Origin of the sequence: Achromobacter pulmonis (assembly GCF_021733725.1) — a bacterium.
Classification (GTDB): Bacteria; Pseudomonadota; Gammaproteobacteria; order Burkholderiales; family Burkholderiaceae_B; genus Achromobacter; species Achromobacter pulmonis.
Genome location: NZ_JAIFOT010000001.1, coordinates 1,633,977 through 1,660,409 on the forward strand (window position 1 = coordinate 1,633,977; position 26,433 = coordinate 1,660,409).

A 26,433-nucleotide genomic window follows, 5' to 3' on the forward strand; every position below is an offset into this window, starting at 1 on the left:
TACAAATCTGTTGATAGGGATGCCCTGATCATGAACAAGAACGCTCTCTCCCGAATCGCCACCATCGCCGCCGCCGGGGCGCTGATGGCGGGTTGCGCCGCGCCGCAACAGCCGGATCCGCGCGATCCCTGGGAAGGCTTCAACCGCGGCGTCTACAAGTTCAACGACACCGTCGACCGCGCGGTCTTCAAGCCGGTGGCGCAGGCCTATACCTACGTCACGCCGGAACCGGTGCGCAGCTGCGTGCACAACATCTTCAGCAACGTCGGCGACCTGTGGTCGGGCACCAACAGCTTCCTGCAGGGCCGCGGCCACGACTTCGTCAACACGCTCGGCCGTTTCCTGTTCAACACCACCATGGGCGTGGGCGGCTGTTTCGACGTCGCCTCGGCCAACGGCGCGCGCAAGATCCCCAACGACTTCGGCACCACCCTGGGCGTCTGGGGCTTGGGCCAGGGCCCGTACCTGGTGCTGCCGTTCTTCGGCTCGTCCAGCGTGCGCGATGGCGTCGGCCTGATCGGCGACTGGCAGGGCCGCATGCATGGCTACATGGGCGTGAGCGCCATCGACAACGTGCCGCTGCGCAACTCGCTGTGGGGCCTGGAAGTGGTCGACACCCGCGCCAGCCTGCTCAACGCCACCGACACCATCGACCGCGTGGCGCTCGACCCGTACAGCTTCGTGCGCGATGCCTATCTGCAACGCCGTGCCGCCATGGTGAACGGCCAGCGCGCGGATGACGAATCCAACCTGCCCAACTACGAGGACGACGAGGGCTCCGGCGCCGGCCAGGCCAAGGGCGCCCCCGCCCCCGTGACGAATCCCGCGACCAAGTAAGCTGTTGGATCGCGTTTTCAGTACAGCAAGGAGTTTCCATGCGGTTTTCTTTTTTCCCCCTGCTCCAGCGTCTGGCGTTTGCCGGTCTGCTGGGTCTGGCGGCTTCGGCCGCCGCGCAGGCGCAACCCGACGCCCACAGCGCGCCGGACCAGTTCGTGCTGGCCGTGGCCAATGAGACCCTGGACGTCCTGAAGGCCGACGGCGCCGCCAAGGCGGGCAACACGGCCCTCATCAACCAGGTCGTCAACGAGCACATCCTGCCCTACGTCAACTTCCAGAAGACCACGCGCCTGGCGGCTGGCCGCTACTGGCGCCAAGCCTCCGAGCAGCAGAAGACGGCCCTGGCCGATGCGTTCCGCGGCACGCTGGTGCGCACCTACAGCGGCGCGCTGACCCGCGTCACGTCCAGCACCAAGATCACGGCCCTGCCGTTCCGCGGCGACCCCAAGGCCGACGACGTGGTCGTGCGCACGCTCATCAGCCAGTCCAATGGCCAACCCACCGGCGTCGACTACCGCCTGGAAAAAACGCCCCAGGGCTGGAAGATCTACGACATGAACGTCGAAGGCATCTGGTTGATCGAGAACTACCGCAACCAGTTCGCCCAGCAGATCAACCAGAATGGCATCGACGGCCTGATCCAGGCGCTGAACCAGCGCAACCAATAGGTCAGGGTCCAGGCTGTTCCCGGCCCGGCGCGCCTTGCGGCCCGCCGGGCCAGTTATTTTGGGGACAATTCACTCCCGTCCGCCCCCACGGCCGCCGGGGCTATCGGCGCCTCGGGTAACGGGGCGCTTATATAATGATCAATTCGCTCTTTGCCGGGCTCCCTCGCCGCCGTCATGTCTGCCGTCAGTCTTGAGAACGTCTCCAAAATCTACTCGCCGCGCCGCAGCGGCTGGGACAGGCTCACCGGGCGCGCGCCCGGCGCCGGCTTCCAGGCGCTGGACAATGTCAGCCTGAACATCGAGCACGGCGAGTTCTTCGGCCTGCTCGGCCCCAACGGCGCCGGCAAGACCACCCTGATTTCCATCCTGGCCGGCCTGGCGCGCGCCACCACCGGCCGCGCCAGCGTCTGTGGCTACGATGTCGTGGCCGACTACAAGTCGGCACGGCGGTCGCTGGGCGTGGTGCCGCAGGAACTGGTCTATGACCCGTTCTTCACGGTGCGCGAGACGCTACGCATCCAGTCGGGCTACTTCGGCCTGCGCAAGAACGACGACTGGATCGACGAGATCCTCTTCAACCTGGGGCTGGCCGACAAGGCCAACGCGAACATGCGCGCGCTGTCCGGCGGCATGAAGCGCCGCGTGCTAGTGGCGCAGGCGCTGGTGCACCGCCCGCCCGTGATCGTGCTGGACGAACCCACCGCGGGCGTCGACGTCGACCTGCGCCGCACGCTGTGGGAATTCATCTCGCGCCTGAACAAGGCCGGCCACACCATCATGCTGACCACCCACTACCTGGAAGAGGCGGAAGCCCTGTGCGGCCGCATCGCCATGCTCAAGGGCGGCCGCATCGTGGCGCTGGACACCACCCAGGCGCTGCTGGCGCGTGTCGGCGGCGTCGATCTCGAAGACGCCTTCGTGCGCATCATGCACCAGGACGACACGCCGCAACCTGAAGAGATTTCGCAATGACGCAGTCCGCCGCCAACGCCAACCAGCCATTGGTGCAGCCCCGCCTGGACGCGGGCTCGGGCTTTCCGACCCTGCTGCGCAAGGAATTGCTGCGCTTCTGGAAAGTCAGCTTCCAGACCATCGCCGCGCCCGTCATCACCGCGCTGCTGTACCTGCTGGTGTTCGCCCACGTGCTCGAAGGGCGCGTCATGGTCTATGGCAGCGTGCCGTACACCGCGTTCCTGATCCCCGGGCTCATGATGATGAGCATGCTGCAAAACGCCTTCGCCAACCCGTCGTCGTCGCTGATCCAGAGCCGCATCACCGGCAACCTGGTGTTCATGCTGCTGCCGCCGCTGTCGCACCGTGACATCTTCGCCGCCTACGTGCTGGCGGCGGTGGTGCGCGGGCTGGCGGTGGGCCTGTGCGTCTGGCTGGTGGCGCTGTTCTTCGTCTCGCTGGTGCCGTCCAACCCGCTGTGGCTGCTGCTGTTCGCGGTGCTGGCCTGCGGCATCATGGGCGTGCTCGGCCTGATCGCCGGCCTGTGGTCCGAAAAATTCGACCAGCTGGCGGCGTTCCAGAATTTCCTCATCATGCCGGCCACCTTCCTGTCCGGCGTGTTCTATTCCATCCATACGCTCCCGGCCTTCTGGCAGGGGGTGTCCCACTGGAACCCCATCTTCTACACCATCGACGGTTTCCGCTACGGATTCTTCTCGGTGTCGGACGTCTCCCCCTGGCGCAGCCTGGCGGTGGTGACGGGGGTGTTCCTCGCGCTTTCGATCTATGCGCTGCGGCTCCTGGCCAGCGGCTACAAACTCAGGAACTGACGTCCATGCTTCCCACTCCCGCGCAAGTCCGCCAATACATCGCGGACGGCCTGCCCTGTGAACACCTCGACGTACAGGGCGACGGCTCGCATTTCGACGCGGTCATCGTCAGCGCGGCCTTCGAAGGCAAGCGCCTGATCCAGCGCCATCAGTTGGTCTACGCGGCGCTGGGCGACCGCATGAAGGCCGAGATCCATGCCTTGTCGATGCGCACCCTGACCCCGGCTGAATACGCCCAGGCGGGCAAGTGACCATGGACAAACTCCGCATTACCGGCGGCGCGAAACTGCACGGCGAGATCGCCATCTCCGGCGCCAAGAACTCGGCCCTGCCGATCCTGTGCGCCGGCCTGCTGACGGCCGACGCGCTGACCATCTCCAATGTGCCGCACCTGAACGACACCGCCACCATGCTGCGCCTCTTGGGCCGCATGGGCGTGCGCGCCGAACGCGGCAGCGATGGCATCGTCACCCTGCAGGCCGACCGCGTCGACAGCCTTGAAGCGCCGTACGACCTGGTCAAGACCATGCGCGCCTCGATCCTGGTGCTGGGCCCGCTGGTGGCGCGCTTCGGCGAGGCCCGCGTCAGCCTGCCGGGCGGCTGCACCATCGGCCAGCGGCCGGTGGACCAGCACATCAAGGGCCTGGCGGCGCTGGGCGCCGACATCAGCATCGAGCACGGCTTCGTGGTGGCGCGCGCCAAGCGCCTGAAGGGCGCTTCCATCCGCACCGACATGGTCACCGTCACCGGCACCGAGAACCTGCTGATGGCCGCGGTGCTGGCCGACGGCCAGACCGTGCTGGAAAACGCCGCGCGCGAGCCCGAAGTGGTGGACCTGGCCGAACTGCTCATCAAGATGGGCGCCCGCATCCAGGGCCACGGCACCGACCGCATCGTGATCGACGGCGTCGAGCGCCTGCACGGCGCCGCGCACCGCGTGATCTCCGACCGCATTGAGGCCGGCACCTTCCTGTGCGCGGTGGGCGCGGCCGGCGGCGACATCATGCTGCGCAACACCGACGCCGGCATTCTCGGCGCCACGCTGGACAAGCTGACCGAGGCCGGCCTGACCATCGAGACCGGGCCCGACTGGATCCGCGGCGCCATGTCCACGCGCCCCAGGGCCGTCGGCTTCCGCACCCACGAGTACCCCGGCTTCGCCACCGACATGCAGGCCCAGCTGATGACGCTGAATACGGTGGCCGAGGGCACCTCGGTGATCGTCGAGACCATCTTCGAGAACCGCTACATGCACGTGCAGGAACTGCGCCGCATGGGCGCGGACATCGACATCGACGGCCATACCGCCATCGTCCGCGGCATCCCCCGCCTGTCGGGCGCGACCGTCATGGCCACCGACCTGCGGGCCTCGGCCAGCCTGGTCATCGCCGGCCTGGCCGCCGACGGCGACACACTGGTCGACCGCATCTACCACCTGGATCGCGGCTACGACCGGATGGAAGTCAAGCTGCGCGCCCTGGGCGCCAACATTCAACGCGTTACCGGCAAGGAATCGGCATGAGCAATGCCCCGCTCGCCCCCCTGACCCTGGCTCTGTCCAAGGGGCGCATCTTCGAAGAAACCATGCCTCTGCTGGCCGAAGCCGGCATCGAGGTGCCCGAGAATCCCGAAAGCTCGCGCAAGCTGATCCTGCCGACCAGCGATCCCGGCCTGCGGCTGATCATCGTGCGCGCTTCCGACGTGCCCACCTACGTGCAGTACGGCGCGGCCGACCTCGGCATCGCCGGCAAGGACGTGCTGATCGAGCACGCCGCGCAGCAGCCCGGGGGCCTGTACCAGCCGATCGACCTGAACATCGCCAAGTGCCGCCTGGCCGTGGCCGTGCGCAACGGCTTCGACTACGAGGCCGCGGTGCACCAGGGCGCGCGCCTGCGCGTGGCCACCAAGTACGTGCAGTCAGCCCGTGAACACTTTGCGGCCAAGGGTGTGTACGTCGACATCATCAAGCTGTATGGTTCGATGGAACTGGCGCCGCTGGTGGGCCTGGCCGATTGCATCGTGGATCTGGTGTCCACCGGCGGTACGCTGCGCGCCAACGACCTGGTCGCGGTCGAGGACATCATGCCGATCTCCTCGCGCCTGATCGTCAACCAGGCCGCGCTCAAGACCCGCGGCGAACGCCTGCAACCGCTGCTGGACGCTTTCGAGCGCGCCGCTTCCCGCAACGCCTGACCCAGGCCGCCGCGCCCCGGCGCGGCCGCCGCCACCCGCCTGAACGCCATGGCCCTGATCAATCGTCTCGACTCTCGCGATCCCGGATTCGCATCCGCCCTGTCCAAGCTGCTGGCCTTCGAGGCCACCGAGGACGAGTCCATCGACCGCGCCGCCGCCGGCATCCTGGCCGACGTGCGCGCCCGCGGCGATGCCGCGCTGGTGGAATACACCCAGCGTTTCGACCGCATGCCGCATGTGTCCGCGGACACGCTCGAAATCCCCAAGGCCGACTGGCATGCGGCCCTGGCCGCGCTGCCGGCCGCCCAGCGCGACGCGCTGCAGGCCGCCGCCGAGCGCGTGCGCCGCTACCACGAGCGCCAGCGCGCCGAAACCTGGACCTACACCGAGACTGACGGCACCATGCTGGGCCAACAGATCACGCCGCTGGACCGCGTCGGCCTGTACGTGCCGGGCGGCAAGGCCGCGTATCCCTCGTCGGTGCTGATGAATGCCATCCCCGCCAAGGTCGCCGGGGTGCAGGAACTGGTCATGGTCACGCCCACGCCGGACGGCGCGCGCAACCCGATCGTGCTGGCCGCGGCCGCGATCAGCGGCGTCGACCGCGTGTTCGCCATCGGCGGCGCGCAGGCCGTGGGCGCGCTGGCCTACGGCACCGCCACCGTGCCCGCCGTGGACAAGATCGTCGGCCCCGGCAATGCCTACGTGGCCGCCGCCAAGCGCCGCGTGTTCGGCGTGGTCGGCATCGACATGATCGCCGGCCCCAGCGAAATCCTGGTGATCTGCGACGGCAAGACGCCGGCCGACTGGATCGCCATGGACCTGTTCTCGCAGGCCGAGCACGACGAGCTGGCCCAATCCATCCTGCTGTGCCCGGACGCCGCCTTCATCGCCGAGGTCGAGGCCGCCATCGCGCGCCTGCTGCCGACCATGCCGCGCGCCGACATCCTGCGCACCAGCCTGGCCAACCGCGGCGCGCTGATCCAGGTGCGCGACCTGGACGAAGCCTGCCGCATCGCCAACGACATCGCCCCGGAACACCTGGAGATCTCCACCGAGCAGCCCGAGGCCTGGACCGCGAAGATCCGCCACGCCGGCGCCATCTTCATGGGCCGCTTCAGCTCGGAAGCCCTGGGCGACTACTGTGCCGGCCCCAACCACGTGCTGCCGACCTCGCGCACCGCGCGTTTCTCGTCGCCGCTGGGTGTGTATGACTTCCAGAAGCGCTCCAGCCTGATCCAGGTGTCGCACCAGGGCGCCCAGACGCTTGGCCGCATCGCCGCGGAACTGGCGCTGGGCGAGGGCCTGCAGGCCCACGCCGCCAGCGCCCAGTACCGGATTGACCAGCCATGAGCGAGGTCGCCGGCCGCATCGCCGGCACCATCCGGCCCGATATCCGCGAACTGAGCGCCTATCCGGTCGCGCACGCCGAAGGCTGCATCAAGCTGGACGCGATGGAATCGCCCTACGAACTGCCCGAGGCGGTGCGCGACGACCTGGCGCGCGTGCTGCGCGACACGCCGCTGAACCGCTATCCGGCCGCCGACCTGGCCGAACTGCGCCAGGCGGTGAAATCGGCCTTCGGCGTGCCCGCCGAGGCCGGCGTGCTGTTCGGCAACGGTTCGGACGAACTGATCCACATGGCGGTGCAGGCCTGCTGCAACCCGGGCGAGGTGGTGCTGGCGCCGTGGCCATCTTTCGTCTATTTCGACATGGCCGCGCGCTTCGACCACGCCCGCTTCGTCGGCGTGCCGCTCACCGAAGATCTGTCCCTGGATCTTCCAGCCATGCTGGCGGCGATCCGCGAGCACCAGCCCAAGGTGGTGTTCCTGGCGGTGCCCAACAATCCCACCGGCGGCGCCTGGTCGGACGCGGACATGGCCGCCATCATCGCCGCCGCGCCCGGTCTGGTGGTGGTGGACGAGGCCTACCAGCCGTTCACCGACCGCAGTTGGATGCCGCGCCTGCTGGACGCGCCGAACGTGGTGGTGATGCGCACGGTGTCCAAGATCGGCCTGGCGGGCCTGCGCTTCGGCTACCTGGCCGGCCACCCCGACTGGATCGCCGAGCTGGACAAAGTGCGCCCGCCCTACAACCTGGACGTGCTGACCCAGGCCGCGCTGCTGACCGTGCTGCGCCACAAAACGGTGCTGGACGAACAGGCCGCCCGCCTGCGCGCCGACCGCGAGCCGCTGGCCGCGGCCCTGGCGGCGCTGCCCGGCGTCAGGGTATTCCCTTCCGCGGCCAACTTCGTACTCGCGCGCTTTTCCGGCAAGCTGGACGGCAACGCCGTGCATCTTGCCCTGAAACAGCGCAAAATATTGGTTCGTAACTTCGCCAACGCCCACCCGCTCCTGGCCGACTGCCTCCGCATCTCGGTAGGCGCGCCGGCCGAGAACGCCGCTTTGCTATCGGCACTGCAAGACATCCTCAGTGCCTAATCGAGTCCTGACATGCGTACCGCAGAGATCACCCGCAACACCAACGAAACCCGCATCCGCGTGGCCATCAACCTGGATGGCACCGGCAAGCAGACGATCGACACCGGCGTGCCGTTCCTGGACCACATGCTGGACCAGATCGCGCGCCATGGCCTGATCGACCTCGACATCAAGGCCGAGGGCGACCTGCACATCGATGCGCATCACACGGTGGAAGACGTGGGCATCACGCTGGGCATGGCCATCGCCAAGGCGGTCGGCACCAAGGCCGGCCTGCGCCGCTACGGCCACGCCTACGTGCCGCTGGACGAGGCGCTGTCGCGCGTGGTGGTCGACTTCTCCGGCCGCCCGGGCCTGGAATATCACATCCCCTTCACCCGTTCGCACATCGGCGCCTTCGACGTCGACCTGACGCGCGAGTTCTTCCAGGGGCTGGTCAACCACGCGCTGATCACCCTGCACATCGACAACCTGCGCGGCACCAACGCCCACCACCAATGCGAAACGGTCTTCAAGGCCTGTGGCCGCGCGCTGCGCATGGCCATCGAAGTCGACCCGCGCATGGGCGACGTCGTGCCCTCGACCAAGGGCGTGCTGTAAGCTGCGCGACCTCCCGCCACGCACCAGGTAAACCGAAGTGACCACTATCGCCATCGTCGACTACGGAATGGGCAACTTCCACTCCGTCGCGCGCGCGCTCAAGTACGCCGCCCCCGACGCGGACATCCGCATCTGCAACCAGCCCCAAGAAATCGACGCGGCCGACCGCGTGGTGTTTCCCGGGCAGGGCGCCATGGCGGACTGCATGCGCACCCTGAACGAATCCGGCCTGCGCGAAGCGGTCGTCAAGGCCGCCCGCAGCAAGCCCCTGCTGGGCGTCTGCGTGGGCGAACAGATGCTGTTCGAGTCCAGCGAAGAGGGCGATACCCCGTGCCTGGGCCTGTTCCCGGGCGTGGTGCGGCGCTTTGCCGGCCCGCGCTTCGCCGACCCGGTCGCGGCGGACGACGCGGCCTGCGAGGCCGACACTGGCGCCGCCGGACTGGTCGACGTCCGCCCCGAGCGCTTGAAAGTCCCGCACATGGGATGGAACAAAGTCCGCCAGACGCGCTCTCACCCTATCTGGGACGGCATTCCGGACGACACGCATTTCTATTTCGTCCATAGTTACTACGCCGACCCGGCCGATACCAGCCTGACCGTTGGTGAAACCGATTACGGCGTTGCCTTTACCTGCGCGGTGGCGGCAGCTAACATTTTCGCGGTGCAGTTCCACCCCGAGAAGAGCGCCGAGCACGGTTTGCGCCTGTATCGCAATTTTGTAGACTGGCAGCCGTAAGCCGCAAGCACACCGCTGCGGCCCACGCGCTCCAGACCATTCAACCCCATATTTTCCCGCTGCCCACCATGCTGCTGATCCCCGCCATCGATCTCAAAGACGGACGCTGCGTGCGTCTGCGCCAGGGCGACCTGGACGATGCAACGGTGTTCTCCGAAGACCCCGCCTCCATGGCCTCCAAGTGGCTCGAACAGGGCGCCCGCCGCCTGCACCTGGTCGACCTGAACGGCGCCGTCGCCGGCAAGCCCAAGAACGAAGCGCCCATCAAGGCCATCCTGGAAGCCGTCGGCGACGACATTCCCGTGCAGATCGGCGGCGGCATCCGCGACCTCGACACCATCGAGCGCTATCTCGACGCCGGCATCTCCTACGTGATCATCGGCACCGCCGCGGTCAAGAACCCGGGTTTCCTGCAGGACGCCTGCGGCGCCTTCCCCGGCCAGATCATCGTCGGCCTGGATGCCCGCGACGGCAAGATCGCCACCGACGGCTGGAGCAAGCTGACGCGCCACGACGTGCTCGACCTGGCCAAGAAGTTCGAGGACTACGGCTGCGAAGCCATCATCTACACCGACATCGGCCGCGACGGCATGCTGTCGGGCGTGAACGTCGAGGCCACCGTGCGCCTGGCGCAGCACGTGCGCATCCCGGTGTACGCCTCGGGCGGCATCGCCGGCATCCAGGACATCGAGGCACTGTGCGCCGTCGAGGAAGAGGGCGTCGAAGGCGCCATCCTGGGCCGCAGCATCTACGAAGGCACGCTCAACTTCCAGGCGGCGCAGGCCCGCGCCGACGAATTGGCCAAATGACCAACGCCAGCAGGTCCACCGGGGCCGGCGCGCCCGTCCAGAGCGCGCTGACCCGCCGCATCATTCCCTGCCTTGACGTCACCGCCGGCCGCGTCGTCAAGGGCGTCAATTTCGTCAACCTCGCCGATGCCGGCGATCCCGTCGAGATCGCCCGCCGCTACAACGAGCAGGGCGCCGACGAGCTCACCTTCCTGGACATCACCGCCACCAGCGACGGCCGCGACTTGATCCTGCCCATCATCGAGCAGGTCGCCTCGCAGGTCTTCATCCCCCTGACGGTGGGCGGCGGCGTGCGCCAGGTATCGGACATCCAGCGCCTGCTGAACGCCGGCGCCGACAAGATCAGCATCAACAGCGCCGCCGTGGCCAACCCGGAACTGGTGCGCGCGGCCTCCGACTACCACGGCTCGCAATGCGTGGTGGTGGCGATCGACGCGCGCCGCGTCTCGGCCGCGGGCGAGGCGCCGCGCTGGGAAGTCTTCACCCATGGCGGCCGCAAGGCCACCGGGCTGGACGCCGTGGCCTGGGCGCGCCGCATGGCGGCCTATGGCGCCGGCGAGATCCTGCTGACCAGCATGGACCGCGACGGCACCAAGTCGGGCTTCGACCTCGAACTGACCCGTACCGTGTCGGACGCCGTGCCGGTGCCCGTCATCGCCTCGGGCGGCGTCGGCACCCTGCAGCACCTGGCCGACGGCGTCACCACCGGCCGCGCCAGCGCCGTGCTGGCCGCCAGCATCTTCCACTTCGGCCAGCACACGGTCGGCGAATGCAAGCGCTTCATGGCCGCGCAGGGCATTGAAGTAAGGATATGACGATGAGCAACGAACCCGGCTGGATGGCCGATGTCGTCTTCGACGAGAACGGCCTGATCCCCGCCATCGCGCAGGACGCCGACAACGGCCAGATCATGATGGTGGCCTGGATGAACCGCGAATCGCTGGCCGAGACCGCCGCCACCGGCCGCGCGGTGTACTGGTCGCGCTCGCGCCAGCGCCTGTGGCGCAAGGGCGAGGAGTCCGGTCACGTGCAGCAGGTGCACGAGCTGCGCCTCGATTGCGACGGCGACGTGGTGCTGCTCAAGGTGCACCAGGAAGGCGGCATCGCCTGCCACACCGGCCGCGCCAGCTGCTTCTACCGCCGCCTGGAAGGCCCGACCGACCAGGCCTCCTGGGTCACGGTCGATCCGGTGCTGAAAGACCCCGAACTGATCTACAAATGACCGACTCGCCCCTGACCGCCCACGACGTCCTGGCCCGCATCGCCGACACCCTGGAGACCCGCCGCCCCGAGAACGGCGGTGATCCCAAGGCCTCGTACGCGGCCAAGCTGCTGTCCAAGGGCCCCGACGCCTTCCTCAAGAAGATCGGCGAAGAAGCCACCGAACTGGTCATGGCCGCCAAGGATGGCGTGCCCGAACGCATCGTCAGCGAAACCGCCGACCTGTGGTTTCATTGCCTGGTCGCGCTGACGCACTTCAACCTGCGCCCCGACGACGTGCTGGCCGAGCTGGCCCGCCGCGAAGGGCTGTCGGGCCTGGCCGAGAAGGCCAGCCGTCCCCAGGACTGACACGGAACCGGAAAAATGAGCGCCAACTGTATTTTCTGCAAGATCGCCGCCGGCGAGATCCCGTCCAAGAAGGTCTACGAGGACGAGGAGTTTGTTGCATTCCACGATATCAACCCGGCCGCACCGGTGCATTTATTGCTGATCCCTCGACGTCATGTCACATCCATGCAGGATATTACGGCCGAGGACGCAGGTTGGTTGGGTAGAATGATGGCATTGGCGCCGCGGCTTGCCGCTGAAAACGGTTGCCGTCCGGGCCCCGATGGCGGATTTCGCATCATGATCAACTCTGGCGTCGAAGGCGGCCAGGAAGTCCCGCATCTGCATTTCCACATCCTCGGCGGCCAGCGACCCTGGAAAGGGCGCATGGCCCCCACCGCGTAATACGGAGAACCGTCATGGGTAGCTTTAGCATTTGGCATTGGTTGGTCGTTCTGGTCATCGTGGCGCTGATTTTCGGCACCAAGAAACTGCGCAACATCGGGTCCGACCTCGGCGGCGCCGTCAAGGGCTTCAAGGAAGGCATGAAAGACGCCAACAGCGACAAACCGGCCGAGCCGATCGCGCAACAACGCGTCTCCGGCGATACCATCGACGTGCAGGCCAAGGAAAAATCCAACTCCTGAGCCCTGCCCCCCGGACCGGCCTGAAACCGCCGGTCCTCATTGCCTCAATTTCCGAGCGGCCGTCGAATGTTTGATGTCAGCCTCACTGAACTGATGGTGATCGGCGTCATCGCGCTGATCGTCATCGGCCCCGAACGCCTGCCCAAGGTCGCCCGCACGGTCGGCCACCTGCTTGGCCGCGCCCAGCGCTACGTCAATGATGTGAAGTCCGACATCCAGCGCGAAATCGAGCTGGACGAACTGCGCAAGTTCAAGAGCGAGATGGAAACCGCCGCGCAAGACGTGCAGCAATCGCTGCACGACACCCACAATGCGCTGCAGGAGCCGGTGCAGCAGTTCCGCGCCGAGCTCGACGAGGTGGCCCGCGAAGCCAGCGGCAAGCCCGCCATCGCGGCCGGAACGGCCGGCGCCACCGCCGCCAGCGGGCCACTGATGACACCGCTGGCCGCCGAGCCGGCCGAAGCGCCGCCGTCCATCGCGCCGCCCAGCCCCAACCTGAACCTGGACCTGGATCCGCCCGCCCCCGCGGCCGGCGGCCAGCCCGCTCCCGCCCCGCAACCCGCGCCCGCCCCGGCGCCCGCGGCCGACGCGCCCGCCGCCAGCGATCCTCCGCCGGCCGCCAAGCCCGCCACGCCCTCCGGAACGACAACGTGACCCAGGACGCCTCCCAAGAAGACGGCCAGCAGGAAAGCTTCATCTCCCACCTGGTCGAACTGCGCACCCGCCTGCTGCGCGCCGTCGGCGCGGTGGTGGTGGTGTTCATCATTCTGTTCATCTACCCCGGCGCGTCCGCCATCTACGACGTGCTGGCCCAGCCCATGCTGGCCTCGCTGCCCCAGGGCACGCGCATGATCGCCACCGGCGTCATCACGCCCTTCATGGTGCCGGTCAAGGTCACTATGATGGCGGCGTTCATCCTGGCGCTGCCGGTAGTGCTGTACCAGGCCTGGGCCTTCGTCGCCCCCGGCCTGTACAAGCACGAAAAGCGCCTGGCGCTGCCGCTGATCATTTCCAGCACGCTGCTGTTCATCGCGGGCATGGCGTTCTGCTATTTCGTGGTGTTCCGCACGGTCTTCCACTTCATCGCCACCTTCGCGCCGCAATCGATCACGCCGGCGCCAGACATCGAGGCCTACCTGAGCTTCGTCATGACCATGTTCATGGCGTTCGGCATCACCTTCGAGGTGCCGGTGGCGGTGGTGCTGCTGGTGCGCATGGGCGTGGTGGAACTGTCCAAGCTCAAAAGCGCGCGCGGCTACGTGGTGGTGGGCGCATTCATCATCGCCGCGGTGGTGACGCCGCCCGACGTGGTCAGCCAGTTCATGCTGGCGGTGCCACTGTGCCTGCTGTATGAACTGGGGCTGATCTGCGCGCGCATGGTCACGCCCAAACCCAGCGCCGATGACACCGCGGGCGACGGTTCGCTGACCGAGCGCCACTGAAGCCGCGGCGCGCTGGCGCAAACGGGGGCCGCGCGCCCCCGATTTTCCACAAGCGGACGCTTTCCGCTTGTCCCGCATCGACTGCAAACTTACATTGCAGCCATGTCGCTCGCCCTACGGCTGCGCACCCTGATGCGGTGGCGCGGCATCAAAAGCCAGAACCAGCTCGCCCGCATCTCCGGCGTGCCGCAGTCCTGCATCCACCGCATCCTCACCCGCGAAGAACGCTACGCGCCGACCCGCGCCACCCTGCAGCGGCTGGCGCGCGCGCTGGACACCCAGGTGCCCTGGCTGGCGGACGGCATGGTCGCGCAGGCCGCTGACGCATCCCCGCCGCACCAGGACGAGCAATCCGATGCCTATTGCGCCGAAATCTGTGCGCTGCTGCGGCACCAGCCCGAGGCCACGCGCAAGCGCGTGCTGCAGGTGGTGCGCCTGGTGCTCGACGCGCCTTGCCGGCCCCGCCGCCAGGTCGCGTCCCGCCAGCCCCAGGTCCGCTAGCGGCCCATCCGGCATGGCCGGCGCGCGGCGGCCGCCGGCCACCGCGTCATCGCGGCAGGCCCGGCCGCGTCCCCACCACCACCGCCACCTCGGCGATCTTGCCGCCGCGCAGCACACCCAGCGTGGCGCGCTGCCCCGGGGTCAACTGCGCGATCTCGGCCAGCAAGCCCGAGGTGTCCAGCATCGGTTTGCCGTTGACCGTCTGCACGATGTCGCCGACCCGCAATCCTCCCTTGGCGGCGGGGCCATCGCGCAGCACTCCCGCGATGATCACGCCGCGGGCGTTGCGGCCCATCTGGAAAGCGCGCGCCAGCTCGGCTGTCAGGTCCTGCGGTTCCACGCCCAGCCAGCCGCGCTTGACGCCGCCGGTCTTGACGATCTCGTCCATCACCTTGCGCGCGATATCGATCGGCGTGGCGAAGCCGATACCCATCGACCCGCCCGATTCGGAGTAGATCGCGGTATTGATCCCCACCAGGTTGCCGCGCGCATCGACCAGCGCGCCGCCCGAGTTGCCCGGGTTGATCGCCGCATCGGTCTGGATGAAGTTCTCGTAGGTATTCAGGCCGAGGCCGTTGCGGCCCAGCGCCGACACGATCCCCTGCGTGGTGGTCTGGCCCACGCCGAACGGATTGCCGATCGCCAGCACGACATCGCCCACGCGCAGGCCGCCGTCCGGCGCCAGGGTGGCCGCCGGCAGGTTGCGCAAGGTCGCCAGCTTCAATACCGCCAGATCGGTGTCCGGGTCCGCGCCCACCACCTTGGCCGAATCCTTGCGCCCATCGGCCAGCGCCACCTCGATGGCGTCGGCGGCCTGCACTACGTGATAATTGGTCAGCACATAGCCATCTTGGTTGACCACCACGCCCGACCCCAGGCTGGTACTGGCCTGGCGCCGGCTCACTCCCGGCACCTGGCCGAACAGCTGGCGCAGGATGGGGTCGTCCGGCAGCGGCACCAGGGGCACGTCCACGTGCTTGGTGGTATAGACGTTGACCACCGACGGCGCCGCCCGCGCCACGCCGTCGGCATATGACACCGGCCCCGTGGCGGCGCGCAACGCGGCCGTTCCCGGCGCCGTTGCCGCCCGCGGCGCGGTCGCGCCCGACGTGGCGGCGGGCCCGCCCAACCGCAGCAGATCCGGCCGCAAGGTGGTGACGACGAATAGAATACCCAGGCAGACCGTGACGGCCTGAGCGAAGATCAGCCAATATCGGCGCATGTTTCTGATAGGACTAGCAATGAGTAAAGTGGACTCCCACGTCCTGGCCGCCTGGCTGGACGACACCCTGCAAGCCGCGCGTTTCAAAGACTACTGCCCCAATGGGCTGCAGGTGGAAGGCCGATCCGAAGTCGGACACATTATCACCGGTGTCACCGCCAGCGAAGCCCTGTTGCGCATCGCCGTCGAGCGCGGCGCCGACGCGGTGCTGGTCCACCACGGCTGGATGTGGCGCAACGAAGACCGTCGCGTCATCGGCACGCGCCGTACCCGCATGGCACTGGCCTTGAAGAACGACCTCAACCTGTACGCCTACCACCTGCCCCTGGACGCGCATCCGAGCCTCGGCAACAACGCCCAGCTGGCCCGCGTCCTCGGCCTGGAACCCGAACGCCGCGACGACGGCACGCCGCGCACCTGTGGCGCCGACAACCTGGTCTGGCTCGGCGCCGCCCCCGACCTCGCCACCCTGGGCCAACTCGCCGCCCGCATCCAGCAACGGCTCGGCCGCCCGCCTCTGGTCGTCGGCAATCCCGACCAGCCCCTGGCCCGCATTGCCTGGTGCACCGGCGGCGCCCAGGGCATGCTGGCCGACGCCGTCGACGCTGGCGCCACCGCCTACATCACCGGCGAAGCCTCCGAATCCACCTTCCACCTTGCCCAGGAAACCGGCGTCGCCTTCCTCGGCGCCGGCCACCACGCCACCGAACGCTACGGCATCCAGGCCCTCGGTCAGGCCGTGGCGGAACGCTTTGGCATCAAGGTGGAATTCGTGGATCTGGACAACCCGGTGTAATCGAAGCCGCCCCGGACGGCCCACGCAGCATCGACGTCCGCCGGGCAATCAAACCACGAGCCCATGAAAAAGCGCCCCGCAGGGCGCTTTTATCTTCAGGCTCATGGCTTCTTCAGCAAATCCCGGATCTCGCGCAGCAGCGCCACATCCTCAGGCGTCGGGGCCGGCGCCGCCGGAGCCGGCGCTTCCTCGGCCTTGGTCCGCGCCTTGTAGATGGCCTTCACCATCCAGAAGATCACCAACGCCAGCAACACGAAATTGATGACGATGGTGAGGAAATTCCCCCAGGCAAAGACGATCGCTCCCGCCTTCGTCATCTCCGCATACGTCATCGGCCCGTTGTAGCCCGCGGGCATCGACAGCACCAGGAATTTGTTCGAGAAATCGACCGAACCGCCAAGCACGAAATTGACCAGCGGCATGACGATATCCTTGACCAGCGAGTCGACGATCTTGCCGAACGCCGCCCCGATGATCACACCAACCGCCAAATCGACCGCATTGCCTTTGACAGCGAAATCCCGGAATTCTTTGACGAAACCAGTCGCTTTGCTCATAAAAGCACTCCCTTCGTGATACGCCCACCAGTAGGCTGGCGCTATAATACGCGGTTGCTATGTTGTTACACATTCCCGCGAAGCCGATGCCGCAGAAGTGATGCTACTCGTAGAGCGGGCGCATCAACAAGGATAGGAAGATGAGTCAGGATACGCTGGTGCATGACGATGACGGTGCGGTTGATCCAAAGCTGCCGCCCGATCCTTCGCGACGTTTCTGGGTAACCACCGCCTGTGCTGTAGGTGGCGTAGCAGGTGTCGCAACGGCCATACCGCTTGTGAGCACGTTTTCCCCTTCTGAAAAAGCCCGCGCCGCCGGCGCCCCTGTCGAAGTCGACATCGGCGACATCCCGGTCGGCACCATGAAAACCGTGGAATGGCGTGGCAAGCCGGTCTGGATCATCCACCGGTCTCCTGAACAAATCGCCGGCCTCAAGACCCAGGACGCGCTCCTGGCGGACCCTGACTCGAAACGGCCCGGCTTCACTCCCAAATACGCAGAAAACGAAGGCCGCTCGCGCAAGCCCGAGCTCTTCGTCTGTGTTGGCATCTGTACCCATCTGGGCTGCTCGCCCACCGCCCACTTCGAAACGGGTGGCGGTGGCGGCATGGGCGCCTCCTGGCAAGGCGGATTCCTCTGTCCGTGCCACGGCTCCACGTTCGACCTGGCTGGCCGGGTCTACAAGAACAAGCCCGCTCCCGATAATCTCGAAGTTCCGCCGTACCAGTATCTCACCGACTCCCGCATCATCGTGGGCGTCGATGAAGAGAACAAGGCCTGACGCTCGCGTCGCGCTTTTTTCCCGAATTACGTAAGTAAAACAAAATACGCCACGTATTAGAGAAGGAGCTGTTACATGGCTGGCGAGAAAACCGTCGAGACGACAGGCCTGTTGGGCTGGCTGGACCGGCGCTTCCCGGTGACCTCCACCTGGAAAGCGCATCTGTCCGAATACTACGCACCGAAAAACTTCAACTTTTGGTATTTCTTCGGCTCCCTGGCACTGCTGGTGCTGGTGCTGCAGATCGTGACCGGCATCTTCCTGGTCATGCACTACAAGCCGGACGCCGAGCGCGCGTTCCAATCGGTCGAATACATCATGCGCGAAGTCCCGTGGGGCTGGCTGGTGCGCTACATGCACTCGACCGGCGCCTCGATGTTCTTCGTCGTCGTCTACCTGCACATGCTGCGCGGCCTGCTCTATGGCTCGTACCGCAAGCCGCGTGAGCTGGTCTGGATCTTCGGCGTGGCGATCTTCCTCTGTCTGATGGCCGAAGCATTCTTCGGCTACCTCCTGCCGTGGGGCCAGATGTCCTACTGGGGCGCACAGGTGATCGTGAACCTGTTCGCGGCCATCCCGTTCATCGGCCCCGAGCTGTCGATCTGGATCCGCGGCGACTACGTCGTGTCCGACGCCACGCTGAACCGCTTCTTCGCCTTCCACGTCATCGCCATTCCGCTGGTGCTGGTGGGACTGGTGGCGGCGCACCTGGTGGCGCTGCACGAAGTCGGTTCGAACAACCCGGACGGCATCGAGATCAAGGAAGGCCCCAAGGACAAGTACGGTCGCCCCAAGGATGGCATTCCGTTCCATCCGTTCTACACGGTGCACGACCTGGTCGGCGTCGCGGGCTTCCTGCTGGTGTTCGCCTTCATCGTGTTCTTCGCGCCGGAGATGGGCGGGTACTTCCTGGAGTTCAACAACTTCATCCCGGCCGACTCGCTCAAGACGCCGCCGCACATCGCCCCGGTGTGGTATTTCACGCCGTTCTACTCGATGCTGCGCGCCACCACCGACGAGTTCACGTGGGTGCTGGCCGGGGCCTCGGTGCTGGGCGCCATCGCGCTGCTGGTCAAGAGCAACCTGAAGGGCTTCATGCGCATCGCCGTGCCCGGCATCCTGATCGTCGTGGCCGTGCTGCTGCGCGTGATCGACGCCAAGTTCTGGGGCGTGGTCGCCATGGGCGGCACCGTGGTCATCCTGTTCTTCCTGCCGTGGCTGGACCATTCCCCGGTCAAGTCGATCCGCTACCGCCCCACTTGGCACAAGTGGATCTACGGCATCTTCATGGTCAACTTCCTGGTGCTCGGCTACATCGGTACGCAGCCGCCCAGTCCGCCGTTGAACATCACGTCGCAGATCGGCACGCTGCTGTACCTGGCATTCTTCTTCCTGATGCCGGTCTGGAGCCGCCTGGGCACTTTCAAGCAAGTGCCCGACCGCGTGACGTTCCACGCCCACTGAGCCAACCAGAATAACGGACCGACCATGATCAAGAAGCTGATTGGTGCCGTGGCCTTGATGCTCACGTGTACCGCTACGTTCGCCGCCGAGGGCGGCTATCCGCTGGACAAGGCGCCTTACCGCGTCAACGACATGGCGTCGCTGCAAAACGGCGCCAAGCTGTTCGTCAACTACTGTCTGAACTGCCATAGCGCATCGTCGATGCGCTACAACAAGCTCAAGGACATTGGCCTGACCGACCAGCAAATCAAGGAAAGCCTGCTGTTCACCGGCGAAAAGGTCGGCGACATGATGACCGTCGCCATGACGCCCAAGGACGCCAAGAAGTGGTTCGGCACCACGCCCCCGGACCTGTCCGTGATCGCGCGCGCCAAATCCGTCAACGCCGGCCCCTCGGGTTCCGACTACATCTATACCTACCTGCGCACGTTCTACCGTGATACCTCGCGCGCCACGGGCTGGAACAACCTGGTGTTCCCGGCCGTGGGCATGCCGCACGCGCTGTGGCAACGCCAGGGTCCGCGCGAGCTGACCACGGTGGCGATGCACGAGGTCGAAGGCAAGGACGGCGCGCCGAAAACCTGGGAACGGGTCACGACGGTGTACGATGCGCAAGGTTTTTCCACGGTCAAGGCCGAACCGGTAGCCAACTACCCCGGCCATGCCACCTTCGAGGCCAAATTCAAGGCCGCCGACCCGGCCCAAACCGCAACATACGACAACGACGTCGCTGACCTGACCGCGTTCATGGCATGGATGGCCGAACCCGTCCAGACCTTCCGCGTCCAGCTGGGCGTCGGTGTCATGTTGTTCCTGCTCTTGTTCTTCCTGGTGATGTGGCGCCTGAACGCCTCTTACTGGAAACACGTGCGCTAACCGCAACGCCCCGCCAGGCTCATCCGCCCCCATTTTCACGGCGGTGGATAATGGCGGGTTAGGGCTGTATGCCTACCCCCCGCCTGGCAATCGGGGCCAGCGCCTGCTAGATTAGGGCGCTGGCCTTTCGTTTTTAATAAAGGATTTATCGCCATGATGGTGCTCTATTCCGGAACCACGTGTCCGTTTTCGCAACGCTGCCGCTTCGTGTTGTTTGAAAAGGGCATGGATTTCGAGATCCGCGACATCGACCTGTACAACAAGCCCGAAGACATCTCGGTGATGAATCCGTACGGTCAAGTGCCCATTCTGGTCGAACGCGACCTGGTCCTGTACGAGTCGAACATCATCAACGAGTACATCGACGAGCGCTTCCCGCACCCGCAGCTCATGCCGGCCGATCCGGTGATGCGCGCGCGCACCCGCCTGTTCCTGTACAACTTCGAGAAAGAGTTGTTCGTCCACGTCTCGACGCTGGAAGACCGCAGCGCCAAGCCCGACGAGAAGAAGCTGGCCAACGCCCGCCAAAACATCCGCGACCGCCTGGCCCAACTGGCTCCCATGCTGCTCAAGAACAAGTACATGCTGGGCGAGGAATTCTCCATGCTCGACGTGGCCGTGGCCCCGCTGCTGTGGCGCCTGGACCACTACGGCATCGAACTGCCCAAGAACGCGGCCCCGCTGCAAAAGTACGCGGAACGCATTTTCTCGCGCCCGGCCTACATCGAAGCGCTGACGCCTTCGGAAAAAGTGATGCGTCGCTAAGGTTGTTGCGTGATGGGTGAAACTTCGACCAAACCGTATCTGATCCGCGCGCTGCACGAATGGTGCACCGATAACGGCTACACGCCGTACATCACCGTGCAAGTCGACGAGCACACCATGGTGCCCGTCGCCCATGTGCGCGACGGCCAGATCACCCTGAACGTGGGCACGCTGGCCACCAACCGCCTGGTGCTGGGCAACGAATTCATCGAATTCCAGGCCCGCTTCAGCGGCGTGACCGAAAACGTCTACGTGCCGGTGGGCGCCGTCAGCGCCATCTATGCGCGCGAAACCGGCGCCGGCATGGGCTTCGAAGTCCAGCCCTACGAACCGCCGGCGCCCGGTACACCCGGCGCGTCCGAGTCTGCCGCCCCCGAAACCGACGCGGACACCCCGCCGGGCGACGATGGCGGCGACGACGAACCCAAGCGTCCGCACCTGACGATCGTCAAGTGACGCGGCGCGCCGGAACCGGGATTCTCTTGCATCGACGGACCCGCGCCACGCACCGGCCGCGCCGGTAATGCCCGCTTGATCTGAAACGCCCCTGCCCAGGGGCGTTTCCCTGTCCGCCCCCGCTCCGCCCGCTTGACAATTCCCGCAATTCGGAACGATAGCGCGTATCATTTGCAAATATTGCCGGAATCCCGTCTCATACGGCTGAACCGGGCCTGATGTCGTCCGCCATGCGTCGTGCCGCGCGCCGCCGGGCCCCAGGAGCCGCAACAAACCATGCCGTACCTGATCGGAATGCCGCCCTTCGGCGTGTCGACACAATTCGTGCCGCAGATCGACCGTCAGTTGCTCGCCAAGCTCTGCCTGTTCGACGATCTGTCGGACGAGGACCTGGCGCGGATCCCGCGGCAGATCCGCCTGACCCTGCGCGGCGCAGGCCGTGTACCGGCGATCCTGGGCTGGGATGGCGGGCCGTTCGCGGTCAGCGCGCGCGTGCGCGAACTCATGGAATCGCTGGAGCCCGATACGCACCGGTTCCAGCCGATCGACGTCGAAACCATGACCACGGGCCGCAAGCGCCGCCCGTTCCGCACCTACCACCTGCTGGTGTGTCCGCCACGGGTCGATGCCGTGATCATCGAGAAAACCGAGTTCGCCCGCGGCATGGGGCAGGCTGGCTACGAAGCCAGCAACGGCTTTTCCTACCTGAAAGGCACGCCGCTGGTGCTGGACCAGGCCGCCATCGAGAACCGCTGCTTCTGGCGACTGCCGCGCCAGTTCGGCGTGCGGCCGACCCATCCGCACAGCGGCATCAGCGGTTATTTCTGCTCCGACGAGTTGTGGCGGGCGCTGCGCGCCGAGCGCCTGCATGGCTGGGAAACCAGACGGCGCTGCGCCACCGCCGTCCGGCCGGCATGAGCGACGCCGCGTCCTGCAAAGCGCTCCGGCGCCGGAAAGGATCTCCTTTTTTCATTACAATGCAGTCCCTGCGCGTGCCCCGTCACGCCAAGCCGGTGTAGCTCAGTTGGTAGAGCAGCTCACTTGTAATGAGAAGGTCGAGGGTTCGATTCCTTTCACCGGCACCATCCGCATCAACGGCCCGGGCTCCTTGCCCGGCAGCTCCACCCGCCTACCAGGCCTGGCCGAACGTTCCCGTTCGCTGATCGCTCACGTCGTCGCGCGCCGCGCCTCCCGTTAACGAGTTCAATGCATGTCGGCCTATCAAGCTTGGCCAGGCTTGTCTTGACCCCATGCACGGCACCCACGGCCACGCGACGGTCCATGGCATGGAGGATCGCTTGCCTATGAAGCGCTCGATCGGGAGATGCCGATCCATGTTCCGTCACATCACGGCCGGCGTCAGCGACCTGGCCCGCCCTCGGTTTTCTACGATGCGATTCTGGCGAGCCACGCCGAAGCCCTGTTCATCATCAAGATTGCGGGCGGTCGGTATCTGTTCTATCTGGGCTGCAAGGCGGCCCGCTCGGCGCCCATCATACGAGGCCGGTGGCGCCGTTCACCCCAGCGCCGGCAGCATGTTGAACAGCAGCACCATGACCAGGCCGACCACCGCCACGATGGACTGCACCACCGAGATCGTCTTGGTGGCCTCGCCCATGGTCATGCCGAACGATTCCTTCACCATCCAGAACCCGGCGTGGTTGGCGTAGTTGAAGAACAAGGAACCGCACCCGATGGACAGCGCCAGCAGCGGCAGGTTGAGGGTGGGGTCGGCTCCCGCCAGCGGCGCCAGCAGGCCGGCGGCGCCGACGATGCCAACCGTGGCCGAGCCGGTCGAGACCGACAACAGCATCGCAATCAGCCAGCCCAGGATCAGCGGCGGGAACGCGAACTGCTGAGTCAGGTGGACGATGGCATCGCCCACCTTGGCACTGGTCAGGACCTGCTGGAAGGCGCCGCCGCCGGCGATGATCAGCATGATGCCGGCGATCGGCTTGAGGCTCTTGCCGAGCGCATCGCGCAGCTTGTCGGCGTCGCCGCCGCGCAGCAGCACCAGCGTCACGGCCGCGAACAGCACGCCCAGCAGCATGGCGACCATCGGATTGCCCAGGAACGCCGCCACATGCAGCAGGGGCGAGGTCTTGGGCAACAGCATTTCGGCCACCGCGTGCAGCAGCATCAGCAGGGCGGGCAGCAACGCGGCCAGCACCCCCAGGCCGACACTGGGTTGGCCCTGACCGGCATCGGCCGCCCGGGTCACGGTGAACTGTTCGAGCAGGGCTTCGTCGGGGCGGGTGCGCATGCGCGGCGCGATGAAGGCGCCGTACAGCGGACCGCCCAGGACCATCGCCGGCAGCGCGGCCAGGAACCCATAGATCATGGTCGGGCCGACGCTGGTCTTGAGGCTGGCGATCGCGGTCAGCGGCCCCGGATGCGGCGGCACCATGCCATGCATGGCAGCCAGCGCCGAGATCACCGGCACGCCCACGTACACATAGGCCGAGCCCTTGAAGCGCTCCTGGCCTTCCAGTTTGCGGGCCACGCTGAAGATCAGCGGCAGCATCACCACCAGGCCGACCTCGAAGAACATCGGGATGCCGATGATGAAGGCCACCAGCGTCATGGTCCAGGGGATCATGCGCGGCGAGGTGCGTGTCAGGATGGCATTGGCCAGGCGCTCGGTGGTGCCGGAGTCCGCCAGGATCTTGCCGAGCATGGCGCCCAGCGCGATCACCACGCCCACGGCGCCAAGGGTCTTGCCCGCGCCGTCGGTCAGGTTCTTGGCGATGGCGGTGGGCGCCATGCCGGTGGCAAAGCCGACGCCAATGGAAACGATCAGGAGCGCCAGCAGCGGGTGCATGCGGATGCGCGAGACGATAAGGGCGACCAGCACCAGCACACTCACCAGGGCGGTAAGCAGCAATTGGATGTCGAACGAAGACATAGGTGAAATCCAGAGAAACGTGAGAGGTCGCGAACCTTCTGCGTGCCATGATAAGGGATTACCCCGGCGCGACCCGCCATAAACCCCGCGGCCAGCCGGGCCGTTTTGCATTCCCCGCGAAATTTGTGCATAATTCGCCCCCTCTACCTGTTCCCCGATAGCTCAGTCGGTAGAGCGACGGACTGTTAATCCGCAGGTCGCTGGTTCGAGCCCAGCTCGGGGAGCCAAAGAATTGCCATACCCAAAATGCACCACCGAAAGGCCCGCGACATGCTTGCGGGCCTTTTGCATGGGCGCCAGGGCAGGATTCGCGAACTCGGATTTTCGGACTTGATCACCCGCTGAACCGGCCGCGACCCGCCGAATGCATGACGGAAAGGTTTTACGATTGACGTTGAATCAACCGTCAAGCCTCGGCATCAGTCCGGCCCCGTCCATGCCTCAGTCCCCGAACACGCAGCCCATCGATTCAAAAACCGCCTTTGAACTTGTGTTTGGCCTGTTGCAGGACATCCCCTGGCTGGTTCGCGGCGTGTCCACGGCGCTGCCGGACATCGAGGTCATGAAGGCGCATCAGGCCGAGGCGGTCAATGCGATCCTGTGGATATGTGAAACCGGGGATCTGGCGAACTGGCCCAGGCAAACCCACCGCGACGCACAAGCCACGGCGTCCTACCTGCTGACGGACCTGGCCTTCCAACTGCTCGATCCGGCCTCGCCATCCGCCACGCGCACCTGGGACGTGGCCGCCGACCAGCCGCGGCATCGGCAGGCGCTGCAGGTCGTGCACCACGAAATCCTGCGCAGCAAACCCATCTCCACACGGCCGCGCTGATCCGGTTCCGCCACGGGGCCTGATTTGCGAGAATGAGGCTTCCGGCCGGATACTTCGGCCCCACCTCCTCCGCGCTGCGCCCGCTCCATGCGTTCCAACCGATCCCTGCCTGCCTTGGTCTCGCTGCGTGCTTTCGAGGCGGCCGCCCGGCGCCTGAGCTTCAGCCTGGCGGGCGAGGAACTGTTCGTCACGCAAAGCGCCATCAGCCACCATATCCAGCGGCTCGAAGCCGAGCTGGGCGTGACCCTGTTCGAGCGCCGTACACGCGCGGTGGCGCTGACGCCGGCCGGGCAGGCGTATTACGAGCGCGTGCACGCCGCCTTCGAATTGCTGCGCCAGGGTACCGAGACGATCCGCGCGCCGGCGGCCGCGCGCGACACGCTGCGGGTCGGCCTGCTGGCCTCGTTCGCCACGCGCTGGCTGGCGCCGCGCCTGCCGGACTTCGCCGCCAGCCATCCGGACATCGACCTGCAATTGCTGCCCGCCATCGGCCTGGCCGACGTGGCGGCCGGCGAAGTGGACGTGGCCATCCGCTACGGCCGCGGCACCTGGCCCGGGGTGCGGTCGCGACGCCTGATGCCGGAACGGCTGTCGGTGGTATGCGCGCCGGCCCTGGTGGCGGGCCGGCGCCGGCCGCGCGCGCCCGCCGACCTGCTGCGCTACCCGCTGCTGGTCTCGCACGCGCAGCTGCCGTTCGAATGGGACGCCTGGGCGCGGCAGCATGGCCTGGACCTGAGCCGCGCCCAGACCGTGCATCTGCACGACTACAACATCGTGGTGGAAGCGGCGCTGGCGGGACAGGGCATGGCCATGGGCCGCCACCGCCTGATCGCCACGCAGCTGGCCAGCGGCGCCCTGGTGGAAGCGCTGCCGGACACCGCGCTGGACGATCCGCGCATCGGCTGGTGGTTCGTCGGCCCGCGCGGCAAGTCCGGCGCCGCCGCCCAGGCGTTCCAGGCATGGCTGACCCAAGCGGCGGCGGATGCTTGACGCATTACTTTTTCTCATGCTTGACTCGCAATAATTGATTGGTCAGGCACGGCCCGCGCCGATAGCATGAGGGACCGTTCTTCCTCATCCCTCTCATAGGTGACACCCATGACCCGTACCATCTCCGGCCGCGTGGCCGAACTCGGCCTTGTGCTGGAAGCCGCGGCCGCGCCCGCCGCCAATTACGTCCCCTTCGTCCAGGAAGGCAACCTGCTGTACATCTCCGGCCAGATTTCGCGCAGCGGCGGCAAGGCCGTCTTCCTGGGCCAGCTTGGCAACCAGATTGCCGAAGCCGACGGCGTCTCGGCCGCGCGCTTGTCGGCGCTGGGCATCCTGGCACAGATCGCCGCCGCCACCGGCGACCGCCTGGATCGCGTGGCGCGCGTGGTGCGCCTGGGCGTGTTTGTCGCCAGCACGCCGGATTTCAATCGCCAGAGCGCGGTCGCCAATGGCGCTTCGGACCTGATGGTGGAAGTGTTCGGCGACGCCGGCCGCCATGCGCGCAGCGCGGTCGGCGTGGCCTCGCTGCCGCAGGGCGTGGCGGTGGAAGTGGAAGCCGTCGTCGCCCTCACGCCCGCCTGA

At 66.6% G+C, this 26,433-nt stretch carries 33 protein-coding genes and 2 tRNA genes; 32 read left to right on the forward strand and 3 right to left on the reverse strand.

The annotated features are described in order from the left end of the window. Positions 1-30 precede the first annotated feature (30 nt). The 20 genes from K2W61_RS07515 to K2W61_RS07610 all read left to right on the forward strand — a co-directional run bounded on the left by K2W61_RS07515 (position 31) and on the right by K2W61_RS07610 (position 14,203). The gene (locus K2W61_RS07515; protein WP_175133377.1) at positions 31-837 is read left to right on the forward strand and encodes an MlaA family lipoprotein; all 807 of its coding nucleotides are present in this window, start codon (positions 31-33) and stop codon (positions 835-837) included. Positions 838-875: 38 nt separating this feature from the next. Beyond that, entirely contained in the window at positions 876-1,505 is a 630-nt protein-coding gene (locus K2W61_RS07520; protein WP_175133378.1) for an MlaC/ttg2D family ABC transporter substrate-binding protein, read from the forward strand. Positions 1,506-1,679: 174 nt separating this feature from the next. Beyond that, positions 1,680-2,477 (forward strand): ABC transporter ATP-binding protein, encoded by a 798-nt coding sequence (locus K2W61_RS07525; RefSeq protein ID WP_175133379.1) that lies wholly within the window; start codon positions 1,680-1,682, stop codon positions 2,475-2,477. Then, entirely contained in the window at positions 2,474-3,286 is an 813-nt protein-coding gene (locus K2W61_RS07530) for an ABC transporter permease (RefSeq protein ID WP_175133380.1), read from the forward strand. Before K2W61_RS07525 ends, K2W61_RS07530 begins: the two co-directional genes overlap by 4 nt. A 5-nt stretch (positions 3,287-3,291) precedes the next feature. After that, on the forward strand, positions 3,292-3,537 hold the full coding sequence (locus tag K2W61_RS07535; RefSeq protein WP_006388061.1) for a BolA family protein: 246 nt from the start codon (positions 3,292-3,294) through the stop codon (positions 3,535-3,537). Positions 3,538-3,539: 2 nt separating this feature from the next. Next, positions 3,540-4,808, forward strand: coding sequence for a UDP-N-acetylglucosamine 1-carboxyvinyltransferase (gene murA, locus K2W61_RS07540; protein WP_175140294.1), 1,269 nt, complete (start codon positions 3,540-3,542; stop codon positions 4,806-4,808). Then, entirely contained in the window at positions 4,805-5,479 is a 675-nt protein-coding gene (gene hisG, locus K2W61_RS07545) for an ATP phosphoribosyltransferase (protein WP_175133382.1), read from the forward strand. The genes murA and hisG overlap by 4 nt, the downstream gene beginning before the upstream one ends. A 48-nt stretch (positions 5,480-5,527) precedes the next feature. Next, positions 5,528-6,832 carry a histidinol dehydrogenase gene (gene hisD / locus K2W61_RS07550; protein WP_175133383.1) on the forward strand — a complete coding sequence of 435 codons (1,305 nt, stop codon included), beginning with the start codon at positions 5,528-5,530 and terminating at the stop codon, positions 6,830-6,832. Beyond that, positions 6,829-7,920: a histidinol-phosphate transaminase gene (gene hisC, locus K2W61_RS07555; RefSeq protein ID WP_175133384.1), complete on the forward strand. Its 1,092-nt coding sequence runs from the start codon at positions 6,829-6,831 to the stop codon at positions 7,918-7,920. Before hisD ends, hisC begins: the two co-directional genes overlap by 4 nt. A 12-nt stretch (positions 7,921-7,932) precedes the next feature. After that, on the forward strand, positions 7,933-8,520 hold the full coding sequence (hisB, locus tag K2W61_RS07560) for an imidazoleglycerol-phosphate dehydratase HisB (RefSeq protein ID WP_006388056.1): 588 nt from the start codon (positions 7,933-7,935) through the stop codon (positions 8,518-8,520). A 37-nt stretch (positions 8,521-8,557) separates the two neighbouring features. Next, a complete protein-coding gene (gene hisH, locus K2W61_RS07565; RefSeq protein ID WP_175133385.1) occupies positions 8,558-9,256 on the forward strand; it encodes an imidazole glycerol phosphate synthase subunit HisH in 699 nt (232 codons plus the stop codon). Between the two features lie 68 nt (positions 9,257-9,324). After that, positions 9,325-10,065 carry a 1-(5-phosphoribosyl)-5-[(5-phosphoribosylamino)methylideneamino]imidazole-4-carboxamide isomerase gene (gene hisA / locus K2W61_RS07570; protein WP_175133386.1) on the forward strand — a complete coding sequence of 247 codons (741 nt, stop codon included), beginning with the start codon at positions 9,325-9,327 and terminating at the stop codon, positions 10,063-10,065. Further along, on the forward strand, positions 10,062-10,880 hold the full coding sequence (gene hisF, locus K2W61_RS07575) for an imidazole glycerol phosphate synthase subunit HisF (protein ID WP_175133387.1): 819 nt from the start codon (positions 10,062-10,064) through the stop codon (positions 10,878-10,880). The genes hisA and hisF overlap by 4 nt, the downstream gene beginning before the upstream one ends. Positions 10,881-10,882: 2 nt before the next feature. Continuing rightward, positions 10,883-11,287, forward strand: coding sequence for a phosphoribosyl-AMP cyclohydrolase (hisI, locus tag K2W61_RS07580; protein ID WP_175133388.1), 405 nt, complete (start codon positions 10,883-10,885; stop codon positions 11,285-11,287). After that, positions 11,284-11,634 (forward strand): phosphoribosyl-ATP diphosphatase, encoded by a 351-nt coding sequence (locus K2W61_RS07585; RefSeq protein ID WP_006392326.1) that lies wholly within the window; start codon positions 11,284-11,286, stop codon positions 11,632-11,634. Before hisI ends, K2W61_RS07585 begins: the two co-directional genes overlap by 4 nt. A gap of 15 nt (positions 11,635-11,649) precedes the next feature. Further along, positions 11,650-12,018 (forward strand): histidine triad nucleotide-binding protein, encoded by a 369-nt coding sequence (locus K2W61_RS07590; protein ID WP_175133389.1) that lies wholly within the window; start codon positions 11,650-11,652, stop codon positions 12,016-12,018. Positions 12,019-12,032: 14 nt separating this feature from the next. After that, positions 12,033-12,260 carry a Sec-independent protein translocase subunit TatA gene (gene tatA / locus K2W61_RS07595; protein ID WP_175133390.1) on the forward strand — a complete coding sequence of 76 codons (228 nt, stop codon included), beginning with the start codon at positions 12,033-12,035 and terminating at the stop codon, positions 12,258-12,260. Positions 12,261-12,326: 66 nt separating this feature from the next. Then, positions 12,327-12,914, forward strand: coding sequence for a Sec-independent protein translocase protein TatB (gene tatB, locus K2W61_RS07600; RefSeq protein WP_175140296.1), 588 nt, complete (start codon positions 12,327-12,329; stop codon positions 12,912-12,914). Continuing rightward, entirely contained in the window at positions 12,911-13,702 is a 792-nt protein-coding gene (gene tatC, locus K2W61_RS07605) for a twin-arginine translocase subunit TatC (RefSeq protein WP_175135565.1), read from the forward strand. The genes tatB and tatC overlap by 4 nt, the downstream gene beginning before the upstream one ends. Positions 13,703-13,804: 102 nt before the next feature. Beyond that, positions 13,805-14,203, forward strand: a complete 399-nt coding sequence (locus K2W61_RS07610) for a helix-turn-helix domain-containing protein (RefSeq protein WP_175135566.1) — start codon at positions 13,805-13,807, stop codon at positions 14,201-14,203. Between the two features lie 46 nt (positions 14,204-14,249). Here K2W61_RS07610 and K2W61_RS07615 read toward each other — a convergent pair whose 3' ends face one another. Continuing rightward, complete coding sequence (locus K2W61_RS07615; RefSeq protein ID WP_175135567.1) at positions 14,250-15,425, reverse strand: trypsin-like peptidase domain-containing protein; 1,176 nt, start codon at positions 15,423-15,425, stop codon at positions 14,250-14,252. 19 nt (positions 15,426-15,444) lie between these two features. Between K2W61_RS07615 and K2W61_RS07620 the strand changes: the two genes are divergently transcribed. Continuing rightward, entirely contained in the window at positions 15,445-16,221 is a 777-nt protein-coding gene (locus K2W61_RS07620; RefSeq protein ID WP_175135568.1) for a Nif3-like dinuclear metal center hexameric protein, read from the forward strand. A 101-nt stretch (positions 16,222-16,322) separates the two neighbouring features. Here K2W61_RS07620 and mscL read toward each other — a convergent pair whose 3' ends face one another. Beyond that, positions 16,323-16,778 carry a large conductance mechanosensitive channel protein MscL gene (gene mscL / locus K2W61_RS07625; RefSeq protein WP_175140298.1) on the reverse strand — a complete coding sequence of 152 codons (456 nt, stop codon included), beginning with the start codon at positions 16,776-16,778 and terminating at the stop codon, positions 16,323-16,325. 140 nt (positions 16,779-16,918) lie between these two features. Between mscL and petA the strand changes: the two genes are divergently transcribed. The 7 genes from petA to K2W61_RS07660 all read left to right on the forward strand — a co-directional run bounded on the left by petA (position 16,919) and on the right by K2W61_RS07660 (position 22,206). Next, the gene (petA, locus tag K2W61_RS07630; protein ID WP_175135570.1) at positions 16,919-17,560 is read left to right on the forward strand and encodes a ubiquinol-cytochrome c reductase iron-sulfur subunit; all 642 of its coding nucleotides are present in this window, start codon (positions 16,919-16,921) and stop codon (positions 17,558-17,560) included. A 75-nt stretch (positions 17,561-17,635) separates the two neighbouring features. After that, the gene (locus tag K2W61_RS07635; protein ID WP_020925626.1) at positions 17,636-19,024 is read left to right on the forward strand and encodes a cytochrome b; all 1,389 of its coding nucleotides are present in this window, start codon (positions 17,636-17,638) and stop codon (positions 19,022-19,024) included. Positions 19,025-19,048: 24 nt separating this feature from the next. Then, complete coding sequence (locus K2W61_RS07640) at positions 19,049-19,900, forward strand: cytochrome c1 (protein ID WP_175135571.1); 852 nt, start codon at positions 19,049-19,051, stop codon at positions 19,898-19,900. A 153-nt stretch (positions 19,901-20,053) separates the two neighbouring features. Then, the gene (locus K2W61_RS07645; RefSeq protein WP_006388039.1) at positions 20,054-20,665 is read left to right on the forward strand and encodes a glutathione S-transferase N-terminal domain-containing protein; all 612 of its coding nucleotides are present in this window, start codon (positions 20,054-20,056) and stop codon (positions 20,663-20,665) included. A gap of 12 nt (positions 20,666-20,677) precedes the next feature. Next, a complete protein-coding gene (locus K2W61_RS07650; RefSeq protein WP_175135572.1) occupies positions 20,678-21,121 on the forward strand; it encodes a ClpXP protease specificity-enhancing factor in 444 nt (147 codons plus the stop codon). Between the two features lie 276 nt (positions 21,122-21,397). Next, the gene (locus K2W61_RS07655; RefSeq protein WP_236755362.1) at positions 21,398-22,039 is read left to right on the forward strand and encodes an imm11 family protein; all 642 of its coding nucleotides are present in this window, start codon (positions 21,398-21,400) and stop codon (positions 22,037-22,039) included. Between the two features lie 91 nt (positions 22,040-22,130). Then, positions 22,131-22,206, forward strand: a tRNA-Thr gene (locus K2W61_RS07660). A 431-nt stretch (positions 22,207-22,637) separates the two neighbouring features. On the opposite strand, the gene K2W61_RS07665 is transcribed toward K2W61_RS07660, so the two are convergent. Next, positions 22,638-24,026, reverse strand: coding sequence for a GntP family permease (locus K2W61_RS07665; protein ID WP_175140299.1), 1,389 nt, complete (start codon positions 24,024-24,026; stop codon positions 22,638-22,640). Positions 24,027-24,177: 151 nt separating this feature from the next. Between K2W61_RS07665 and K2W61_RS07670 the strand changes: the two genes are divergently transcribed. The 4 genes from K2W61_RS07670 (at position 24,178) to K2W61_RS07685 (ending at position 26,433) form a co-directional block, all read left to right on the forward strand. Then, a tRNA-Asn gene (locus K2W61_RS07670) sits at positions 24,178-24,253 on the forward strand. Between the two features lie 209 nt (positions 24,254-24,462). Then, entirely contained in the window at positions 24,463-24,861 is a 399-nt protein-coding gene (locus K2W61_RS07675) for a hypothetical protein (protein ID WP_236755363.1), read from the forward strand. Between the two features lie 87 nt (positions 24,862-24,948). Then, a complete protein-coding gene (gene gcvA, locus K2W61_RS07680) occupies positions 24,949-25,851 on the forward strand; it encodes a transcriptional regulator GcvA (protein ID WP_175135575.1) in 903 nt (300 codons plus the stop codon). A 108-nt stretch (positions 25,852-25,959) separates the two neighbouring features. Further along, the gene (locus K2W61_RS07685) at positions 25,960-26,433 is read left to right on the forward strand and encodes a RidA family protein (RefSeq protein ID WP_175135576.1); all 474 of its coding nucleotides are present in this window, start codon (positions 25,960-25,962) and stop codon (positions 26,431-26,433) included.

Bases quoted from the DNA above. Each gene is read 5' to 3' on its own strand.
- K2W61_RS07515 (WP_175133377.1), top strand. From the start codon at position 31: ATGAACAAGAACGCTCTCTCCCGAATCGCCACCATCGCCGCCGCCGGG.
- K2W61_RS07520 (WP_175133378.1), top strand. From the start codon at position 876: ATGCGGTTTTCTTTTTTCCCCCTGCTCCAGCGTCTGGCGTTTGCCGGT.
- K2W61_RS07525 (WP_175133379.1), top strand. From the start codon at position 1,680: ATGTCTGCCGTCAGTCTTGAGAACGTCTCCAAAATCTACTCGCCGCGC.
- K2W61_RS07530 (WP_175133380.1), top strand. From the start codon at position 2,474: ATGACGCAGTCCGCCGCCAACGCCAACCAGCCATTGGTGCAGCCCCGC.
- K2W61_RS07535 (WP_006388061.1), top strand. From the start codon at position 3,292: ATGCTTCCCACTCCCGCGCAAGTCCGCCAATACATCGCGGACGGCCTG.
- murA (WP_175140294.1), top strand. From the start codon at position 3,540: ATGGACAAACTCCGCATTACCGGCGGCGCGAAACTGCACGGCGAGATC.
- hisG (WP_175133382.1), top strand. From the start codon at position 4,805: ATGAGCAATGCCCCGCTCGCCCCCCTGACCCTGGCTCTGTCCAAGGGG.
- hisD (WP_175133383.1), top strand. From the start codon at position 5,528: ATGGCCCTGATCAATCGTCTCGACTCTCGCGATCCCGGATTCGCATCC.
- hisC (WP_175133384.1), top strand. From the start codon at position 6,829: ATGAGCGAGGTCGCCGGCCGCATCGCCGGCACCATCCGGCCCGATATC.
- hisB (WP_006388056.1), top strand. From the start codon at position 7,933: ATGCGTACCGCAGAGATCACCCGCAACACCAACGAAACCCGCATCCGC.
- hisA (WP_175133386.1), top strand. From the start codon at position 9,325: ATGCTGCTGATCCCCGCCATCGATCTCAAAGACGGACGCTGCGTGCGT.
- hisF (WP_175133387.1), top strand. From the start codon at position 10,062: ATGACCAACGCCAGCAGGTCCACCGGGGCCGGCGCGCCCGTCCAGAGC.
- hisI (WP_175133388.1), top strand. From the start codon at position 10,883: ATGAGCAACGAACCCGGCTGGATGGCCGATGTCGTCTTCGACGAGAAC.
- K2W61_RS07585 (WP_006392326.1), top strand. From the start codon at position 11,284: ATGACCGACTCGCCCCTGACCGCCCACGACGTCCTGGCCCGCATCGCC.
- K2W61_RS07590 (WP_175133389.1), top strand. From the start codon at position 11,650: ATGAGCGCCAACTGTATTTTCTGCAAGATCGCCGCCGGCGAGATCCCG.
- tatA (WP_175133390.1), top strand. From the start codon at position 12,033: ATGGGTAGCTTTAGCATTTGGCATTGGTTGGTCGTTCTGGTCATCGTG.
- tatB (WP_175140296.1), top strand. From the start codon at position 12,327: ATGTTTGATGTCAGCCTCACTGAACTGATGGTGATCGGCGTCATCGCG.
- K2W61_RS07610 (WP_175135566.1), top strand. From the start codon at position 13,805: ATGTCGCTCGCCCTACGGCTGCGCACCCTGATGCGGTGGCGCGGCATC.
- K2W61_RS07615 (WP_175135567.1), bottom strand. From the start codon at position 15,425: ATGCGCCGATATTGGCTGATCTTCGCTCAGGCCGTCACGGTCTGCCTG.
- K2W61_RS07620 (WP_175135568.1), top strand. From the start codon at position 15,445: ATGAGTAAAGTGGACTCCCACGTCCTGGCCGCCTGGCTGGACGACACC.
- mscL (WP_175140298.1), bottom strand. From the start codon at position 16,778: ATGAGCAAAGCGACTGGTTTCGTCAAAGAATTCCGGGATTTCGCTGTC.
- petA (WP_175135570.1), top strand. From the start codon at position 16,919: ATGAGTCAGGATACGCTGGTGCATGACGATGACGGTGCGGTTGATCCA.
- K2W61_RS07635 (WP_020925626.1), top strand. From the start codon at position 17,636: ATGGCTGGCGAGAAAACCGTCGAGACGACAGGCCTGTTGGGCTGGCTG.
- K2W61_RS07640 (WP_175135571.1), top strand. From the start codon at position 19,049: ATGATCAAGAAGCTGATTGGTGCCGTGGCCTTGATGCTCACGTGTACC.
- K2W61_RS07645 (WP_006388039.1), top strand. From the start codon at position 20,054: ATGATGGTGCTCTATTCCGGAACCACGTGTCCGTTTTCGCAACGCTGC.
- K2W61_RS07650 (WP_175135572.1), top strand. From the start codon at position 20,678: ATGGGTGAAACTTCGACCAAACCGTATCTGATCCGCGCGCTGCACGAA.
- K2W61_RS07655 (WP_236755362.1), top strand. From the start codon at position 21,398: ATGCCGTACCTGATCGGAATGCCGCCCTTCGGCGTGTCGACACAATTC.
- K2W61_RS07665 (WP_175140299.1), bottom strand. From the start codon at position 24,026: ATGTCTTCGTTCGACATCCAATTGCTGCTTACCGCCCTGGTGAGTGTG.
- K2W61_RS07675 (WP_236755363.1), top strand. From the start codon at position 24,463: ATGCCTCAGTCCCCGAACACGCAGCCCATCGATTCAAAAACCGCCTTT.
- gcvA (WP_175135575.1), top strand. From the start codon at position 24,949: ATGCGTTCCAACCGATCCCTGCCTGCCTTGGTCTCGCTGCGTGCTTTC.
- K2W61_RS07685 (WP_175135576.1), top strand. From the start codon at position 25,960: ATGACCCGTACCATCTCCGGCCGCGTGGCCGAACTCGGCCTTGTGCTG.